At 47.9% G+C, this 16369-nt stretch carries 23 protein-coding genes and 1 tRNA gene; 14 read left to right on the forward strand and 10 right to left on the reverse strand.

Going from position 1 to position 16369, the window contains the following annotated elements; all coding sequences use genetic code 11:
- Positions 1–19: 19 nt before the first annotated feature.
- The 10 genes from WG89_RS13535 (at position 20) to WG89_RS13580 (ending at position 5500) form a co-directional block, all read left to right on the forward strand.
- Positions 20–298 (forward strand): hypothetical protein, encoded by a 279-nt coding sequence (locus tag WG89_RS13535; protein ID WP_062266957.1) that lies wholly within the window; start codon positions 20–22, stop codon positions 296–298.
- A complete protein-coding gene (locus WG89_RS13540; RefSeq protein ID WP_062266958.1) occupies positions 295–927 on the forward strand; it encodes a hypothetical protein in 633 nt (210 codons plus the stop codon). The genes WG89_RS13535 and WG89_RS13540 overlap by 4 nt, the downstream gene beginning before the upstream one ends.
- Positions 927–1349 carry a hypothetical protein gene (locus tag WG89_RS13545; protein ID WP_062266960.1) on the forward strand — a complete coding sequence of 141 codons (423 nt, stop codon included), beginning with the start codon at positions 927–929 and terminating at the stop codon, positions 1347–1349. The genes WG89_RS13540 and WG89_RS13545 overlap by 1 nt, the downstream gene beginning before the upstream one ends.
- 76 nt (positions 1350–1425) lie before the next feature.
- Positions 1426–1686 carry a hypothetical protein gene (locus WG89_RS13550; protein ID WP_216638483.1) on the forward strand — a complete coding sequence of 87 codons (261 nt, stop codon included), beginning with the start codon at positions 1426–1428 and terminating at the stop codon, positions 1684–1686.
- Positions 1687–1870: 184 nt separating this feature from the next.
- Positions 1871–2059, forward strand: a complete 189-nt coding sequence (locus WG89_RS13555) for a hypothetical protein (protein ID WP_062266962.1) — start codon at positions 1871–1873, stop codon at positions 2057–2059.
- 47 nt (positions 2060–2106) lie between these two features.
- Complete coding sequence (locus WG89_RS13560; RefSeq protein WP_153301595.1) at positions 2107–2424, forward strand: hypothetical protein; 318 nt, start codon at positions 2107–2109, stop codon at positions 2422–2424.
- A gap of 46 nt (positions 2425–2470) precedes the next feature.
- Positions 2471–2905 carry a LysM peptidoglycan-binding domain-containing protein gene (locus WG89_RS13565; protein WP_062266966.1) on the forward strand — a complete coding sequence of 145 codons (435 nt, stop codon included), beginning with the start codon at positions 2471–2473 and terminating at the stop codon, positions 2903–2905.
- A 116-nt stretch (positions 2906–3021) separates the two neighbouring features.
- On the forward strand, positions 3022–4260 hold the full coding sequence (locus WG89_RS13570) for a phosphoadenosine phosphosulfate reductase domain-containing protein (protein WP_062266968.1): 1239 nt from the start codon (positions 3022–3024) through the stop codon (positions 4258–4260).
- Positions 4261–4276: 16 nt separating this feature from the next.
- Positions 4277–4480, forward strand: coding sequence for a hypothetical protein (locus WG89_RS13575; RefSeq protein WP_062266970.1), 204 nt, complete (start codon positions 4277–4279; stop codon positions 4478–4480).
- A 3-nt stretch (positions 4481–4483) separates the two neighbouring features.
- On the forward strand, positions 4484–5500 hold the full coding sequence (locus tag WG89_RS13580; RefSeq protein WP_062266972.1) for a tyrosine-type recombinase/integrase: 1017 nt from the start codon (positions 4484–4486) through the stop codon (positions 5498–5500).
- Positions 5501–5637: 137 nt separating this feature from the next.
- On the opposite strand, the gene WG89_RS13585 is transcribed toward WG89_RS13580, so the two are convergent.
- Complete coding sequence (locus WG89_RS13585) at positions 5638–6579, reverse strand: ribose-phosphate pyrophosphokinase (RefSeq protein WP_062266974.1); 942 nt, start codon at positions 6577–6579, stop codon at positions 5638–5640.
- A gap of 32 nt (positions 6580–6611) precedes the next feature.
- Here WG89_RS13585 and WG89_RS31185 point away from each other — a divergent pair, with 32 nt between their 5' ends.
- Entirely contained in the window at positions 6612–6800 is a 189-nt protein-coding gene (locus WG89_RS31185) for a hypothetical protein (RefSeq protein ID WP_062266976.1), read from the forward strand.
- A 67-nt stretch (positions 6801–6867) separates the two neighbouring features.
- On the opposite strand, the gene WG89_RS13595 is transcribed toward WG89_RS31185, so the two are convergent.
- The 5 genes from WG89_RS13595 to WG89_RS31190 all read right to left on the reverse strand — a co-directional run bounded on the left by WG89_RS13595 (position 6868) and on the right by WG89_RS31190 (position 11317).
- Positions 6868–6942, reverse strand: a tRNA-Gln gene (locus WG89_RS13595).
- Between the two features lie 125 nt (positions 6943–7067).
- Positions 7068–7961 carry a 4-(cytidine 5'-diphospho)-2-C-methyl-D-erythritol kinase gene (ispE, locus tag WG89_RS13600; protein ID WP_062266978.1) on the reverse strand — a complete coding sequence of 298 codons (894 nt, stop codon included), beginning with the start codon at positions 7959–7961 and terminating at the stop codon, positions 7068–7070.
- Positions 7962–8185: 224 nt separating this feature from the next.
- Positions 8186–8833: a lipoprotein insertase outer membrane protein LolB gene (lolB, locus tag WG89_RS13605; RefSeq protein WP_062266980.1), complete on the reverse strand. Its 648-nt coding sequence runs from the start codon at positions 8831–8833 to the stop codon at positions 8186–8188.
- Positions 8834–8894: 61 nt separating this feature from the next.
- Complete coding sequence (locus WG89_RS13610; protein WP_062266982.1) at positions 8895–10658, reverse strand: tetratricopeptide repeat protein; 1764 nt, start codon at positions 10656–10658, stop codon at positions 8895–8897.
- Between the two features lie 497 nt (positions 10659–11155).
- Positions 11156–11317: a hypothetical protein gene (locus WG89_RS31190; protein WP_172806813.1), complete on the reverse strand. Its 162-nt coding sequence runs from the start codon at positions 11315–11317 to the stop codon at positions 11156–11158.
- 114 nt (positions 11318–11431) lie between these two features.
- Here WG89_RS31190 and hemA point away from each other — a divergent pair, with 114 nt between their 5' ends.
- From hemA to prmC, 3 genes are all read left to right on the forward strand, one after another.
- Positions 11432–12718: a glutamyl-tRNA reductase gene (gene hemA, locus WG89_RS13615; RefSeq protein WP_062266984.1), complete on the forward strand. Its 1287-nt coding sequence runs from the start codon at positions 11432–11434 to the stop codon at positions 12716–12718.
- Between the two features lie 104 nt (positions 12719–12822).
- A complete protein-coding gene (prfA, locus tag WG89_RS13620; RefSeq protein WP_062266986.1) occupies positions 12823–13920 on the forward strand; it encodes a peptide chain release factor 1 in 1098 nt (365 codons plus the stop codon).
- The gene (prmC, locus tag WG89_RS13625; protein ID WP_062266988.1) at positions 13907–14764 is read left to right on the forward strand and encodes a peptide chain release factor N(5)-glutamine methyltransferase; all 858 of its coding nucleotides are present in this window, start codon (positions 13907–13909) and stop codon (positions 14762–14764) included. Before prfA ends, prmC begins: the two co-directional genes overlap by 14 nt.
- 186 nt (positions 14765–14950) lie before the next feature.
- On the opposite strand, the gene WG89_RS32930 is transcribed toward prmC, so the two are convergent.
- From WG89_RS32930 to WG89_RS32710, 4 genes are all read right to left on the reverse strand, one after another.
- Positions 14951–15115, reverse strand: coding sequence for a type II toxin-antitoxin system PemK/MazF family toxin (locus WG89_RS32930; RefSeq protein ID WP_414630394.1), 165 nt, complete (start codon positions 15113–15115; stop codon positions 14951–14953).
- Positions 15116–15138: 23 nt separating this feature from the next.
- Positions 15139–15285, reverse strand: a complete 147-nt coding sequence (locus WG89_RS32935) for a type II toxin-antitoxin system PemK/MazF family toxin (protein ID WP_216638485.1) — start codon at positions 15283–15285, stop codon at positions 15139–15141.
- The gene (locus WG89_RS13635) at positions 15282–15509 is read right to left on the reverse strand and encodes an antitoxin MazE family protein (RefSeq protein ID WP_062266994.1); all 228 of its coding nucleotides are present in this window, start codon (positions 15507–15509) and stop codon (positions 15282–15284) included. Before WG89_RS13635 ends, WG89_RS32935 begins: the two co-directional genes overlap by 4 nt.
- A 195-nt stretch (positions 15510–15704) precedes the next feature.
- The coding region (locus WG89_RS32710; protein ID WP_281177696.1) for a calcium-binding protein at positions 15705–16369 on the reverse strand (665 nt) is incomplete at its 5' end.

Genomic DNA, 16369 nt, shown 5'->3' on the forward strand with positions numbered 1-16369 from the left:
TTACAACAGGAGAAAAACTGTGACTTCATTAATTAAGCAGGCAGCACTATTGCTTCTTCTGCTATCGGCTCCTTTGTCGCTCGTTGCAGAAGAGCAATTAGAAAAAAACAAAATCTATCTCTCAGTAAGCCCGGATGGAGTCGGTTATTTAATCACACCAAAAGGGAAAACCTTCTCAAACAAAAAGAAAGAAGTTGTTTATTTGATTGACCCAGAAAGGCGACTGAATACTTTTTCAAAGAAGCCTGAGAATAAAAAAGAGAAAGTCATTCATAAGAATACGGGAGCAATAAAATGACACAAAAAGCAAAATGCTCCCTCTGCGGAGTGGAAAAGCCAGTCGGAGAACTGAACGGCTATGATCCGATCAACAATAATTACTCTCGCGCCTACTGCATACGAATTGCTGAATGCGACAGCCCTGAAGCCAAGGCGACATTGAATAAAGTGCTTGACGCTGTTTCCAGTAATCAAACTGAAGAACAGGAAGATAGCGCGACAGAGCAAGAAAAAAACGACTGGATCAAATATCAGCTAATGGAGCTGGCCGCCATTGATAAAGACGATATTGACTATGGCTTCATTGAAATAATCGGTGAAGATGAAGAAGGCCGCGAAGGATCATGTGAAGTAGAAATACCGAGTATAGCTAAACAAGCGCTTGAGCTAATTAAAGATCTTCAAGAAAAGCAGAAAGAAGCGAACAAACTAAAAGCTGATGCTGTAATGGATTTTGTAAATGGCGCAATAGGTGCTTTTGAATCTGGCTTTATTGATAAGCCAGTGCTCAACCTACAGCAGCTCCACCGATCTGCCCAGCATCACTGCAAAGATAATTACGGCATTGACACTCCATTAATGACTGAAACCTGGGGAGAGAAGATTTTTGAAGAATGTCGTAAGTCGGACAAAACTGGGGATAAATAATGGAACTAAAAGAAATTGGTAGCTTGATTAATACGCAAGACAACAGAATTACTGACCATCCCATTTTTGTTGTTGAAAAAAGCGTGATGGTTATTACCGACGGCGATTACCACTACGACAAAGAAGAGTGGGTTAACACCGAAAGTGGTGATTATGAAGTTGCAAGCGAAACAAAGTCCAAGCGCCTGAATTTACTAGAAGAAGGTTGTCGAGATACAGGTGATTGGAAGAAGTTTTATTTGTTAGAAACATGGCAATTCGTAACCGCCTGTTTTACAGAACAAGGTTGCAAGGATTTTCTGGCAATTAATGGACACAACATAGGCAGAAATCGCATCTATGCCTATGGCAGTTTCAGAAACAAAGAATATCAAACTGTACGGAACTACCTGATGGATAAAGCCTCGAAAGAGCCCGCATAACCCTTTTAATTCACGGGCACAGTATTCGTCTCGTGGAATTGATTGTTAGCTGGCGGTGAATGAGAGAATAGAGATTATGGCTTACATGACTTTATCAGACGACTATATAAACGATTTGTTCCGGGGTACTAACTTTGGCGAAAAAATTAATAACTCTGTGCAGGAAAAAAGAAAATTGATCGCTAAAACCCTACAAAACCAAATTGACGGGTATTGGTCTGGCCACACAGCATACAACATAGTAGTCAACGGCGGCTTTTTACATGATGCCAAACGGGGGAAAAGGAAGGTGTTAACCCGTTTAGGCTTGGCATTCATGCAAGTGCAATCAACCTAACTGACAGGTGAATGATGGGCAAGAAAAGAAAGTCAGTACATCTTAGAAGATGTATCCCAAAAGGCGGGATGTGCAGGTCTTGTAAAAAGGTTAATGACGACTGCTCTGATCTGGATTTTAGCCGTATGCCAATTATATCAATTGGGATAGAAACAATAGTTGTTCGTTGCACGGAGTACCAAAAATGAATGATCAAGACTACTTCGTAATGCTCGCTACCCAGAACGGTGGTTATACCCCGTTAATGGATTCCAATAGCGACAATATAGCTAAATTCAAAACAGCGGAAGAAGCCAGAAAAGCTGCTAAGAATTCAGTAATGGGTGAAATGTTTGGATTCTCCATTTTTGATATTGCTGATGGTTGGAGCTGACGCATACCCTATTCTGCGCAGATGCATGGAAAATTATGGAGAGAAAAATGAAAAAAACACTGATTGATATTCAAGACACATTCACCATTGCTGATGGTGTTGCTTTGGCGCTTAGAAAACACGTTGAAGTTGATGCAAAAAAATTAGGTGAAGCACTTCGACGCCTTGCTTGCAATAACGCATATGGCGGTGATGATGCAGGKTGTGACTGGTTCTATTGCGAAGAACGAAAAATCATCTTTATCGGTAACCCAGAGTGGGTGGTAAGCAAAGATGAAAACCTGATTCAGTTAATGAAGGCTGCTGACATTCTGACAGGTAGTAATTATTCCGCAAAAGGCAATGGATTCGATATAGCAACATAATCCAGGCCTTGCTGTTGTTATTCATTAACTCTCAGGTAAAAGAACAATGAAATATCTACTAAAGAAAGAAGGCTATTACTACAGATCTAACAGCTGTGGCTATACAAAGTTTGCTTATCGGGCTGGCTTATTTGATGAAAAATACGCAAAAAGGCATGCCAAAAGCTCTAACGGAGAAGTCGAAGCAATTCCGGTAACCGATCTTCCTGAGACAGATATTGAAGAAGCCAGGGACACAGCAGTTGCAAGTAAGGCACTTCTTAAAGCTCACAAAGAAGCTGTGATTGAAGCAGAACATTCCCCTGCACCTGTTTATAAAACAGAACCGGGTGAAAGTGTTATGGGCATTGCTCTCCGTCAGCTTGGTAACGAAGATCGTTGGAGCGAAATTATTGAAATGAATGCTGATAGGTTCCCTGAAATGTCGCCTCATGCTTACTACCCAGTGGGCACAGTACTTAAGCTACCTGGAAACGCATAACACAGCACTAGAGCTGACAAGTTTTAACTATCAGACCATTTAACACCCTGATTGTCAGGCAATAAAAAACAGAAAACAAAAAAACAGCTTATTAAGTTGAGGGGGCTTTTTACGCCATGGAAAACTTAAAGATAAAAAAACAGGGCTCAATTTTCGAAGGCTTTTCAAAACGCCTGAACATGAACGAAGCCATTGAAATGACCAAACAATCACTGCAAGCCTACGGTGATACCCACCAGCACTGGGGAATCGCCTGGAGCGGTGGTAAGGACTCCAGCGCAACCCTGACCCTCATCATCTGGATGATTGAATCCGGCATGATCCCAGCACCCAAAAAGTTGAGTGTTTTCTATGCCGACACACGTATGGAATTACCCCCTTTATCCATTGCCGCTTATCAGATCATTGATGAACTGGAAGAACGAGGCATAGAGGTCAATATCGTCATGGCACCCATGGACAAACGATTCATGGTTTACATGCTGGGCCGTGGCGTTCCCCCACCCAATAACAACACACTGCGCTGGTGCACTCGTCAGATAAAGATTGATCCAATGCAAGACGCCCTGGCGGAAGCACTGGCCACCAGCGACTACGACGGCAATATTCTAATGATTACAGGAGTACGCCAGGGAGAGAGCGCTATTAGAGACCAACGAATAATCATGAGCTGTGGAAAAGACGGGGCTGAATGTGGGCAGGGTTGGTACCAGGAAGTATTACCCAATGCTAAAGGCATCAGAGGAAGGGTTGCCACTCTCGCCCCACTCCTGCACTGGCGAGTCTGCCACATCTGGGAATGGCTGAAGCACTGGGCGCCACAAGAAGAGTTTGGAGACTGGTCCACAGGTGCCATTGCAGACGCTTATGGTGGTGATGAAGCAGAAGAACTCAGCGCTCGCACTGGCTGTGTAGGCTGCCCACTGGCCCAGGAAGACAGAGCACTGGATACCGTTGTCTCAATGCCTCACTGGGAATACCTGTCACCACTAAAAGGACTTCGTTCAATCTACCGTGAGCTGAGAGAGCCACACAACCGCTTGCGTAAACCTGGAACAGACCGAAATAAAGACGGCTCACTGGAAACCAACCCTCAAAGAATGGGACCTCTGACACTGGAAGCCAGACAGAAAGCACTGAAAGAAATCCTCACTATTCAGGACGAAGTGAATAAAGAAGCTCTGTTCCAGAATCGACCATCAATCAGCCTGATCAATGAGCAGGAAGAAATCAGAATCAGAGACCTGATACAAGCAAACACATGGCCGAACAAGTGGCGAGGAGATGAGCCCAGAGCCGACGAAGCAATGGATCTGATTTTGGCTGAAGGGGTTGTTCAGCCGCTGCTGCTTTAATCGTAGGGGGTGTTTAATGGAAGAAGCAAAAAACGTCCAGCTCATTGGTGAAGATCAGTTAAAAGCCTGGACCGGCCATAAGCAGCAGAAGAACTTATTGGATTTTTTGATATCTAACAATATCCCCTTTGCACGTGGCAAGGGAGGAGAAGTTATCACAACTATTAACCAAATTGATTCAGCACTCGGATCCAAAAAGAACGAGGAATGGGACTGGTAGTATATGGGTCGTAAAAAAAGCAATGGTCTTCCACCCAATGTGTTTCTTCAGGGGAAACGCTTCGTCTATTGGCCATACCTGGGTTGCGTCAATGGAAAACCAAAGAGAGGGCAGCAAACTGTTCTCTGCGGGGAAAATACACCCATTTACCAAGTCTGGGTTGAATACAAAAAGGTTATTGAATCAAACGATCGTACCATTGAATGGTTGCTGGGAGAGTACATAAAGTCAGATGAGTTTAAGCAGTTAGCTCAGAAGACTCAGGAAATGAGAAAGGTGTACTTTCCAAAAATCTGCGAAGCCAAAGGAAATAGTGGTCACAAATTTGGCAAATGCCCACTGGAAAGATTAACTCCCCCGCTGATCAAAAAGTACCTTCTTACAGTCAGCGGGAACGCCACTCGAAACAAACACAAAGGTTTTATGGCTGCTGCCTGGACTTGGGCAGTGGGTGAGTTTGAAGGCATTCCCGACAGCCCATTCAGTAAGCTGAAGCTGACCTTCAAGGAAGGTAGTCGTCAGGAAGCCTATGTAACTGATGAGGTCTACAGCAAAGTCTATGAGCTCATGCGCCCGATGTATCAAGCTGCCATGGAGATTGCGTACCTTTGCCGGGCTCGAGAAGGAGAAGTGCTCGCTCTAAAGCCTGATGACCTTCTAGAGGAGGGCATTCTCCTCCAGAGAACGAAAGGTTCTGTTACCGAGCTGACAAGATGGTCCCCAAGACTGAGAGACGCTGTAGAGCTGCTTCTGAGAGCTTGTAACAATCAAGAAGCTACAACCCTATTCCATGACCCTGATGGCTCACCAATCAAGCCTCAGACCTTTAGCAATCGATTCAGAAAAGCTATGAATCGTCACCTGGATAATGGTCGGATCAGTATAGAGGAGAAATTCGTTTTTCATGACCTGAAAGCCAAAGGTGTTAGCGATCATACTGAGAATTATTCCGGGCATAAAACATTGGCAGCCAAGACCGTTTACCTACGAACGGCAGTCAAAATAGACAGCACCCGTTAAACGACACCCAATAATCTATCAACTTATTTTTGTAATATTTTTTGTAATATTTATGAGCAAACCCACCAAAAAGAATAAAAAAACGGCCTCTCAAGTTCACCTGAAAGGCCGTTCATTACTGCTCTAAGTCCCTGATATTACTGGAACATAGCGCTGATGGATTCAGCGTTGCTGATTCTGCGTACAGATTCAGCCAGCAGTGGCGACATATCCAGCTGACGGATACGACCCAGAGCCTGAGCAGCAGGGCTCAGAGGAATAGTGTTGGTCACTACCAGCTCGTCCAGCTCGGAGTTGGCCACGTTTTCCAGAGCGCGGCCAGACAAGATAGGGTGAGTACAGTAAGCGATAACTTTAGTTGCGCCTTTGGCTTTCAGGGCAGCTGCAGCCGCACACAGGGTGCCGGCAGTATCCACCATGTCGTCAACCAGCACACAAGTACGACCTGTAACGTCACCGATGATATTCATGACTTCAGACTTGTTCGCTTCAGGGCGACGCTTGTCGATGATAGCCAGATCCGTGTTCAGACGCTTGGCAACAGCACGTGCACGCACCACACCACCGTGATCAGGAGAAACAACCATCAGGTTTTCGTAACCCTGACGCTCCATATCGTCCAGCAGGATCGGAGAGCCATAAACGTTATCCACAGGGATGTCGAAGAAGCCCTGAATCTGGTCAGCGTGCAGATCAACGGTCAGCACACGGTCCACACCTACGCCGGCAATCATGTCAGCTACCACTTTGGCACTGATAGGCACACGGGAAGAACGGGGACGACGATCCTGACGAGCGTAACCAAAGTAAGGCAGCACAGCAGTGATACGGACAGCAGAGGAACGACGCATGGCGTCAGCCATAACCAGCAGTTCCATCAGGTTGTCATTGGTAGGTGCGCAGGTGGACTGGATGATGAAAACATCACGACCACGAACGTTTTCCTGGATTTCTACCGCAATCTCGCCATCACTGAAACGGCCAACATAGGCCTTACCCAAAGGGATATGCAGGTGATTGACAACCTTGTGCACCAGTTCCGGATTTGAGTTGCCGGCAAACACCATCATTTTCGACACGGATAAGTACCTTGCTCTGGTCGTAGTCGTGGGTGGATGTAGCTCTTCGCCAAACGAGCAAAACCCTCATCGCTTCCCTCAACGGGCAGGGCAATGAAAGTCACATCATGCATTTCCATGAAAAATCTTTTTTCAAAGCAGACAAAAGATTGTTTCTTGCGCTCATGGCTGTTTGGGCTGCTTGGGCGGGAAGCATCATTTTCGAACGGGTCGAAGGATGATGATTTTTCCTGCGCGTTACGTCTCGTAAGGCAGTGGAGAGAGCTATCTGTAAGATAGGGATAACAATGGCTGGGGTGGAGGGATTCGAACCCCCGCATGTCAGGATCAAAACCTGATGCCTTACCGCTTGGCGACACCCCAGTAACGTAAAATGCAGTCACTGATCGTGGGATAATGGAATTCATTTCACGCATTTTTTACCGTGAAAACCATTTTGCCATATCGTTCTTTCATACTTGGGAATGATGCAAAATGATTTTCTTCGCTCATGGCTGTTCCAGTTGAATGATCGAGTTGTGAAGCGGAGATACGTTAACACCGCGGGCAACAAAACCATCAACATCAGAGCCAATTCCTGCCAGAGTCGTTTCCGCCTGTTCACGACTGGCAAACGGTACAAATACACATGCACCCGAACCGCTCATCATAGCTTGCCCCATGCTCGAATTTCCGGAATTATCCAACAGCATTAAACATTTATCAACTTCCGGATAAAGCCTGCGAACCAATGGTTGAAAGTCATTGGCCAGCTCATTTCCATGCAGCCCGTTCAATGCGGCGCAAACTTTAATGGGACGAGTATCTCTTGTCAATTCCTGATGACGGAACATTTCTGTGGTGTTGACGTGGCAGTCAGGTTTGAGTATCAGATACCAATACTCTTCAGGAGTTACGGGAGTAAGCTTCTCACCCACTCCTTCAGCAAATGCAGCATGGCCGCGAACAAATACCGGAACATCGGCCCCCAGTTTCAGGCCCAGCTCAGCCAGCTCACCTTCTGTCACCCCCAGGCCCCATAAAATATTCAGGCCATGGAGAGCCGTAGCCGCATCAGAACTGCCTCCCCCAACACCGCCGCCCATAGGAAGACGCTTAACCAGTTTGATCCGGGCGCCCTTCTTACAGCCCGCATGCTCTTGCAGCATACGAGCCGCCTTCAAAATCAGGTTTTCATCATTTACCAGCTCTGGCAGATCACAAACCAGCTCCAGCTCATCATGGGCTGCAAAGGTCAACTCATCCCCAAAATCGAGAAACTGGAAAACGGTCTGAAGCTGGTGATAACCATCTTCCCGGCGGCCAACAATGTGCAGAAACAGATTGAGCTTGGCGGGAGCAGGCAAAACCAGAACTGAAGCCGCCGGAGCTGAAGAGAACATCCACAAACCATCCTGAAAACAAAAGAAAGTATTTTACAATGAAACCAGCGCTTAGGGTCTGAAATTAAATTCCTTGCTGAACCCCTCTCAAAACCCGTTCGGGCTGAGCCTGTCGAAGCCCAATCCACCACCCTTCGACAAGCTCAGGGTGAACGGAATCCATGTGTAAATCAGGAAGCTATTCGAGACACACCCTTAAGTCCAACGCCCCCTTGACAACACAATCAATTCAGCTGCCAGCTTTTAGCCACCAGTGTTGCCTGCACTTCTCCCTGACGAACCTTGATCCGGGCAGGAAGGGTTATACCGGCGAAGTCCTTATATTGAAGGTATTCAACCTGCCACCCCTGCTGACTGATCCGCTCTGGGTAACCCTGACTGTTCAGTTGCACATTGGATTGACTGTGAGGACTCGGCAAACCCACCACCCAGTATCTCAGCAGACTGACCGGCAAATCCCACCCGGTCAGCTCAAACAATAAAGCTTCGGGATTCCTGCCCTGATATTTCTGGCCGGATGCTTCCAGTTCAACATGGTCTTCAGTGCCTTCAATCTTGGCCACTGATTGCCCCAGAGGGCCATCCAGATAGATTCGGTAGCGGGCTGTGCTCTGCTGCCACTCAAGAGACAGACTGCCAGATTGCCCCGGCACCCTTAACCCCATCCGACCTTTCAGATTCCAGTCATCCAACATCGCCAACTGCTGCTGGTGAAACTGCCACCTGGCTTGTCGTTCCTGCTCAGAGAGAGCCTGTTCCGGTTTTGGCGTGGACGCACAGCCGGACAGGAAAGCCACAAAACAGACAAGCAGACCGAGCTTCAGGTTATTAGAAAAGGTTCTGGGTAATGATCTGGAAAAAGAGGTGCGCATTACAGCTTATTCTTTCCTGCTGGTTTAAGGGCGGCAGACCCTGGAGGCCTACCGCTAGCAATTATTTCACAACGGAGACTTTGGATTCAGGGTTTTCAGGCTGTTTTTCAAGTCTCTCGCGAGTTTCCCTGAGCACAACACTGTCCGGATTTTTTTCCAAAGCGTCATCCCAGAGTGCACGGGCATCGTCTTTACGACCCAAAGCCCAGAGCACTTCACCCAGATGGGCCGCCACTTCATGATCCGGGTACTTTTCATAGGCACTTTGCAAGTATTCCAGAGCCGCCTGATAATTTCCCAGACGGTACTGAATCCAACCCATACTGTCCATGATCGCCGGATCTTCATTATCCAGCTCGTACGCCTTTTCAATCAGCTCCCTGGCTTCTTCAAATCGATCTGTACGATCCGCCAGCGTGTAACCAAGGGCATTCAGCGCTGCCGCATTTTCTGGCTGAGCCTTGATAATGGCACGCAAATCAGTTTCCAGATCCTTTATACGCCCCATCTTTTCATAGACCATGGCTCGGCCGTACAACAGATTAACACTGTCAGGATAACGCAGAATGGCATCGCTGAACTGCTTGAGCGCATCATCCAGCTCTCCGGCATTCACCAGAATCTCAGTTTCCAGCAAATAAAGCTGCACAGCATGAACCGGGAAGCGATTGCGATCTTCATCCAGCTGCGCTCTGGCTTCTGCTACTTTACCCTGTTTCAGAAGCATCTGGATCAGGGCAACTCTGGACATCATAAACTCTTTGCCTGGCATGACATTCAGAAAATATTTACGGGCCTGACTAAACTGGTTCTTTCGTTCAGCAATGCGCCCCAGATAGTAATTGGCGGTACTTTTTCTCTGCCCCAGGGCTAACAATTGCTTGAAATACTTTTCAGACTCTTCGGTCATGTCATTTTCCAGCGCAATCAACGCCAGAGACAGAATGATCTCAACATCATGGGGAGACTGTTTCAGCAACTCCTGAAATTGCCCCCTGGCTTCACCCAACTTATCCAGATGCACTAAAACACGAGCATAAATCAAACGCAGACGGGGAATTTCGGGGTGCTTCCTGACAGCTTCGGCCAACATTTTTTCAGCCTCATCCCCTTTGCCCATCTTATTCAGGATGCGCCCTTTCAGGATGATGGCTTTTACATAGCCAGAGTCTTTAGCGAGCAGCTGATCACAGAGCTTTACTGCTTCGTTCAACTGATTACTCTGCAACAGAAGAATCGCTTTACCCAGCTTCAGGGAACGATGATCCGGGTAATCTTTAAGAATATTGTCGAACGTACTTAACAGCTGAACACGTTCACTTTCTGGCAATTCAGCAGCACTGGCGGCCAGAAAATCAAAGTTTGCTTCACCCTCAAGCTCCAGAACTTTTCTCATCTGCTCAACAGCACGATCCAGCTGACCGGCACGAACCAGCTCAATAGCACTGGCCTGCAAGGCAGCGGCATTTTCATCATCCAGCTTGGCCCAGAGCACCGCCGCATCCAGAGAAGCCTGACGAGCTCCTATCAACTGACTGATCTGATAAGCCCTTTGGGCTATACCCTTATCCTGAGTCTTGTGGGCCTGCTTGAGATAATTCCCCAAAGCCAGATCATAGCGCTTGCGCTGCCCACCCAGTTCAGCAACAAGAAGGTCATAGAGAGTATCGGGTTCAAAAGACGCAACCGGCTCTTCCGGTGTTTTTTCTGCGGGTGCCGGGGCTGTTTCAGCAGCCACCTTTTGCTGCCCTGATAATTGAACTGAAGAACAACCTGACACCAGAATGGCTGCCAGAAATAAAGAGAAACCATTAAGTTTCTTCATGAATGGTATGCCTTTACCCGTTGGAAATAATGTCTGCACAGAAACCCAGCTCTCGCAGTCCCGGATGGATCAACTTTCAACCACTGCCTTCTTTATCATGACATAGGCCCTGATAACGTGAAAAACATTTTACTTCTCAGCCTTAACGGCAAGGCCCGGTAGAATGAATTTCTTTCAATATTGGCATCTCCGGGTATATCCGGGTTTGCAGTTGTTGGCGTTCCATAGGAGAATTGATCGGCCAAAAGACCTGTTAAAACAGAGTGAAGATCAAGAATCTTTACCGACCTGACCAGAAAACAAGCCACTGGCAACTCACTGTTCATTCGGTGTATGAATATCAGTCAGAAAGGTTTCAACAAAGTATTTCGGGCAATAAAGTTGTAATGTTCTGCCTGACATGACAGGTGTCCACTCTGTTTTTGTTAAATAAAGTACGGACAGGTTTAAACCGGAACCCTTTACCTGAATGTCCAAAATAGACTTTTCAGTACTTCTCAGGTGATGGAGTTCAGGGTGCAGGCTCCTGCCTGCCGTCCAGTGATGTAGAATACTGTACGGTCAATAATAGCAGTGACACCCGAAATAACAGGCCAATCCAGCAGCCGTTCTATCGAACAGTGGATTAAGGCAAAAAATGCAGATGCCCAGCGGTTCATCCTTTCGCCTTCTTGGCACAGGAAGTCCCATATCAAGTGGCATTCTATGTGACAGTTCAGCAAAAAAGACACAGCCTTGTGGCTGACAGAGCGTGAGAAAGGCAACGGGACTTTATGGGGTATTTTACCGCCGGTATTAATCACAGAACTGCACCTGTAGCACTCAGGGAGCAGGTTGCTTTTTCACCTGAGCAGCTGCCTGAGGCACTTCAGGACGCCCGTCACTTCATGCACACCGACGAAGTGGCCATACTGTCTACCTGCAACCGGACAGAGCTTTACTGTGCCAGTAACGCCGATTACCACAAAGCTCTGGAATGGCTGACGGGTTACCACAACCTCGATCAGAAACTGCTGAGCCAGCACAGTTACATCCATCACGATAAAGCCGCTGTTCGCCATATGATGAGAGTGGCCTGTGGCCTGGATTCCATGGTTCTGGGCGAGCCTCAGATCCTGGGACAGCTCAAGTCGGCCTACGCCCAGGCWCAGGAAGCAGGCACCATTGGTTCACTGCTTTCTCGTCTGTTCCAGTACTGCTTTACGACAGCCAAGCAGGTTCGAACCAATACCGCTATTGGCAGGCAACCTGTTTCCATTGCCTATGCCGCTACAACACTGGCAAAGCAGATTTTTGCTGATCTATCTGAAAACACCGCCCTGCTGATTGGCGCCGGAGAAACCATTGAACTGGTTGCCAGACACTTGCACCAGCAGGGTCTGAGAAACATTATCGTGGCCAATAGAACCATGAGCCGGGCCAAGTTACTGGCTGACCGCTTCGATGGCAAACCCGCCCTGCTTTCAGATATCCCGCACCTGCTTCCGCAGGCTGACATTGTGGTTTCTTCAACCGCCAGCCCGGTTCCGGTACTGGGTAAAGGCAGCGCAGAAAGAGCTATTAAAAAGCGCAAACACCGCCCCATGTTTATGGTGGATATTGCGGTACCCAGGGATATCGAGCCTGAGGTAGCAGAACTGCCCGACATTTTCCTGTACACCGTTGACGACCTGCACGATGTTATTCAGGACAACATGCAACAACGGCAGGATGCAGCAAAAGAAGCCGAGCTATTGATTGAGACCGGCGCGTTTGAGTTCATGAGCCAACTGCGCTCACTGGATGCCGTAAACGTGCTTCGCAGTTATCGACAAAATACCGAATCCCTCAGGGATATTGAGCTGGAAAAAGCCATGCTTGCCCTTGCCAATGGCACGCCGGCAGAACAGGTCCTGACACAATTTGCACGCTCACTGACCAACAAGCTGATGCATACTCCCAGTGTGCAACTGAAGAAAGCAGCCTCAGAAGGCCAGAACAGTCGACTGGAATGGGCGGAAGAACTGCTGGGCATCCACGGCCGTTACGAAAACCGTGCCAAGGAACCCACGCACTCTTAGCTGTACTCACCCATTCTTGCTGGCTGAACAACAGCCAGAGCGAACCGGAATTCTCTAGTTAACCTCCACAGGCCCAGGCCTGACAAAAGATTGATTAACCAAACATGAAAGACTCAAATCTGGCCAGCCTGAGTGCCAAACTTGAAACCCTGCTCGAACGCTTTGAAGAGCTGGGCGCCCTGCTCAGCGATCCGGAAGTCATTGGCAATCAGGATCAGTTTCGCAAACTCTCCAAAGAGTACGCTGAGCTGGAACCCGTAGTGAATGCCTACCGGGAATACGACCAGGTACAGAAAGATCTGGAAGACGCCAAAGCCATGCAGGACGATCCTGAAATGGCCGATCTGGCTGCAGAAGAAATCCAGAGCTGCGAAGAAAAGCTGCCAGACCTGGCTCAGGAGCTGCAATTACTCCTCCTGCCCAAAGACCCCAGAGACAGTAACAACACTTTTCTGGAAATCCGGGCAGGCACTGGCGGTGACGAAGCGGCTATCTTTGCCGGTGATCTGTTCCGCATGTATTCCCGCTATGCAGAAAAGCGCGGTTGGAAAATTGAAGTCATCAGCGCCAATGACGGCGAACACGGTGGTTACAAGGAAATTATTTCCCGTGTAGTGGGCAACAATGTTTTCGGACAATTGAAATTTGAATCCGGCGCCCATCGCGTTCAACGAGTACCGGAAACAGAATCTCAGGGTCGTATACACACGTCAGCCTGCACCGTTGCCATCATGGCAGAGCCGGACGAACAGGAAGCCATTGAGATCAAAAAAGAAGACCTGCGAGTAGACACCTACCGCTCTTCCGGTGCCGGTGGTCAGCACGTTAACACCACCGACTCTGCTATTCGACTGACTCACCTGCCTACCGGCATTGTGGTGGAATGTCAGGACGAACGCTCTCAGCACAAGAACCGCGCCAAAGCTATGACCCTGCTCTCGGCGAAGCTGCAGGACGCGCAGGAAATGGCTGCTGCTAAAGAGATCAGCGATACCCGCAGAAGCCTGGTGGGCAGTGGCGACCGCTCCGAACGCATTCGCACCTACAACTACCCCCAGGGTCGTGTAACGGATCATCGAATCAACCTGACCCTCTACAAGCTCTCGGAAATTATTGAGGGCGATATGGATCCGGTCATTAATCCACTGCTTCAGCAACACCAGGCCGATTTGTTGTCCGGACTGTCTAATGAGCAGGATTGATCAAACGCTTGGTGAGGCAACCCAACGCCTCACTGACAGCCACCAGGCCCGCAGAGAACAAAGCGATACGGCTCGACTGGATGCTGAAGTATTGCTTTGCCATGTTCTGGACAAGCCATACAGTTATCTGTTCACCTGGCCGGAAAAAGAACTGAGCCACGAACAGTCTCAACAGTTTGAGGCATTGATCGAACAGAGAACAAAAGGAACGCCTGTCGCCTACCTGACGGGAGAAAAAGAGTTCTGGAGCTTAAAGCTTAAGGTCTCTCCATCTGTTCTGATTCCAAGACCTGATACTGAGCTGCTGGTAGAACTGGCACTGGCTATGCCTCTTGCGGATGATGCAACCGTTGCGGACCTCGGTACAGGCAGCGGTGCTATAGCTTTGGCCATGGCAGCTGAACGACCTCAGTGGAAGGTTATTGGTGTCGACCGCTTGCCTGAACCCGTCGCCACTTCAAAAGATAATGCTCGTCTGAATCAGATCAGCAACGTGACTTTTGTTGAAGGAAGCTGGTGCTCCCCACTCCCCAATCAACTCGATATGATTGTCAGCAACCCGCCGTATATTCGGGAAGATGACGAACACCTTGCTCAGGGGGATGTGCAGTTTGAGCCCAGGTCAGCATTAACAGCGGGTAAAGATGGTCTGGATGATATTCGAACTATCTCAACCCAGGCTCTCGAAAAGCTGAAACCCGGTGGCTGGCTATTGTTTGAACATGGCTACGATCAGAGTGAAGAGATCCAGAATATTCTGGCATCCTGTGGGTACGAATCCATCGAAACACGACAGGATCTTTCTAATCAGGATCGGGTAACTCTGGCTCAGAAGCAGGTATAGAAAACAATAGAATATTGGGGGGGGGCTAGCAGCCCCTTAGGAATAGTCCTGAAATAACTTCCTTGTTGAAATCCTCTCAAAACCCGTTCGGGCTGAGCCTGTCGAAGCCCAATACCACCACCCTTCGACAAGCTCAGGGTGAACGGAATCCATATGTAAATCGGGAAGTTATTTCGAGAGAATTCCTTAGGCAATCCCCAGCCATAATGCCACCAAACGAGTGATTTCCGTCATTTGCCTTGTAGTGAGTTGCCCTATTACTTTTCCGCACTTTTCTGTTTTTATTGAGGTGATTTTATCAACCATCACCTGAGATGCTTGGGTCAACCCATTTTCATTATCCTGATACAAAGTGTAACGAAGCTATAGCCAAACTATGGGGTTTCCCTCATTTCACTGGTAATGGGCAAAACGGTCACTGAGGGGTGTTGATCAAATAAATCGGATTGCAGAATATGAGCGGGACGTGGTTTCCCATAGTCTCCTTTTATTACAACAGTGACGACATCTCCGCGCTTCATTCCCAACCCTCATCATCAGAGAGCTGTTCAATCCAATCCAGAGTATCGGTTTCAGCCTGATCATTTTTCAGGAGGGCTGACTGCTTCCTGCACTCTTGTGCAAAGCCTTCCAAGCGAGTATCAGGCACCCCAATTTGTACGGGCCGAAAGCCTGCTTCACGCAATGCATCTCGATGACGCTTAACTCTTTGCCTGGCATTAGACGACTGGTTTTCACGTATCATATCTTTTCCCACGTATCATGTAACGTTACATAAAACATGGCAAAAACTTCTGGTAATGCAAACTGAACCTATAAACCTAACTATTTCTCATGATGCACCCATATGTTTATGCACAAACTATCGAGAATATAGAAACGACAAGTGACCTACTAATAGTCAGCAAGCTCCTGAAAGAACCTGCTGACTATCTCAGCTTTATGACAAAGTCTGCCAATTCGCTGCAATTACAGGGTTAATCTGTTCTCGTGTATCATCTGGCAATTGAGCATCTCCAGCTGGAGGCGCATCAAAGGCTGCCATAGCGTTTACGAGAGCATCAACCTTATTGGCGTACAACACGGCATCTTCTGTTTGAATTTCATCAAGTTGATATTTTTCCCCCGAATACCAGTTTTGAACTCTCACCAAATCATCAGAACCTACAACATCAATCAGTAAATCATTTCCTGACTTTGTAAACCAGAGATTCTCTGATGACTCCTGCAGAATAGATAACACTTCTTGACTATTAATGTTTGAATCATAGGCATTGATGCTGTCCTGACCATCGCCCCGACCAAATCGGTAGAGGTCGTTGCCCTGGCCGCCGCTCAGGGTGTCGTTGCCCTCACCTCCGTTAAGGACATCATTGCCGTTGTCACCATAGAGCGTGTCATTACCGACATCGCCATTGACAACATCGTTGTCATTACCGCCGTGCAAACGGTCATCACCTATTCCACCTGACAAGCTATCTGCGCCATCCATACCCTTGAGGGTATCGTTACCACCTAATCCCTCCAGGCTATCCTCCGTGGCATAACCCGTAATGGTATCTGCGGCTTCTGTTGGCACCAGCACCATCTCCTTGATGGTGGCTA

The sequence above is a fragment of the Endozoicomonas arenosclerae genome (genome assembly GCF_001562015.1).
GTDB classification, from domain to species: Bacteria; Pseudomonadota; Gammaproteobacteria; order Pseudomonadales; family Endozoicomonadaceae; genus Endozoicomonas_A; species Endozoicomonas_A arenosclerae.

Excerpts from the sequence above, each read along its gene's own strand:
- WG89_RS13545 (WP_062266960.1), top strand. The coding sequence starts at position 927 with ATGGAACTAAAAGAAATTGGTAGCTTGATTAATACGCAAGACAACAGA.
- lolB (WP_062266980.1), bottom strand. The coding sequence starts at position 8,833 with ATGCGCACCTCTTTTTCCAGATCATTACCCAGAACCTTTTCTAATAAC.
- ispE (WP_062266978.1), bottom strand. The coding sequence starts at position 7,961 with ATGTTCTCTTCAGCTCCGGCGGCTTCAGTTCTGGTTTTGCCTGCTCCC.
- WG89_RS13575 (WP_062266970.1), top strand. The coding sequence starts at position 4,277 with ATGGAAGAAGCAAAAAACGTCCAGCTCATTGGTGAAGATCAGTTAAAA.
- WG89_RS13580 (WP_062266972.1), top strand. The coding sequence starts at position 4,484 with ATGGGTCGTAAAAAAAGCAATGGTCTTCCACCCAATGTGTTTCTTCAG.
- WG89_RS13635 (WP_062266994.1), bottom strand. The coding sequence starts at position 15,509 with ATGATACGTGAAAACCAGTCGTCTAATGCCAGGCAAAGAGTTAAGCGT.
- WG89_RS13570 (WP_062266968.1), top strand. The coding sequence starts at position 3,022 with ATGGAAAACTTAAAGATAAAAAAACAGGGCTCAATTTTCGAAGGCTTT.
- WG89_RS13540 (WP_062266958.1), top strand. The coding sequence starts at position 295 with ATGACACAAAAAGCAAAATGCTCCCTCTGCGGAGTGGAAAAGCCAGTC.
- prmC (WP_062266988.1), top strand. The coding sequence starts at position 13,907 with ATGAGCAGGATTGATCAAACGCTTGGTGAGGCAACCCAACGCCTCACT.
- WG89_RS32935 (WP_216638485.1), bottom strand. The coding sequence starts at position 15,285 with ATGAAGCGCGGAGATGTCGTCACTGTTGTAATAAAAGGAGACTATGGG.
- WG89_RS13550 (WP_216638483.1), top strand. The coding sequence starts at position 1,426 with ATGGCTTACATGACTTTATCAGACGACTATATAAACGATTTGTTCCGG.
- WG89_RS13565 (WP_062266966.1), top strand. The coding sequence starts at position 2,471 with ATGAAATATCTACTAAAGAAAGAAGGCTATTACTACAGATCTAACAGC.
- WG89_RS31190 (WP_172806813.1), bottom strand. The coding sequence starts at position 11,317 with ATGAACCGCTGGGCATCTGCATTTTTTGCCTTAATCCACTGTTCGATA.
- WG89_RS13610 (WP_062266982.1), bottom strand. The coding sequence starts at position 10,658 with ATGAAGAAACTTAATGGTTTCTCTTTATTTCTGGCAGCCATTCTGGTG.
- WG89_RS13555 (WP_062266962.1), top strand. The coding sequence starts at position 1,871 with ATGAATGATCAAGACTACTTCGTAATGCTCGCTACCCAGAACGGTGGT.
- prfA (WP_062266986.1), top strand. The coding sequence starts at position 12,823 with ATGAAAGACTCAAATCTGGCCAGCCTGAGTGCCAAACTTGAAACCCTG.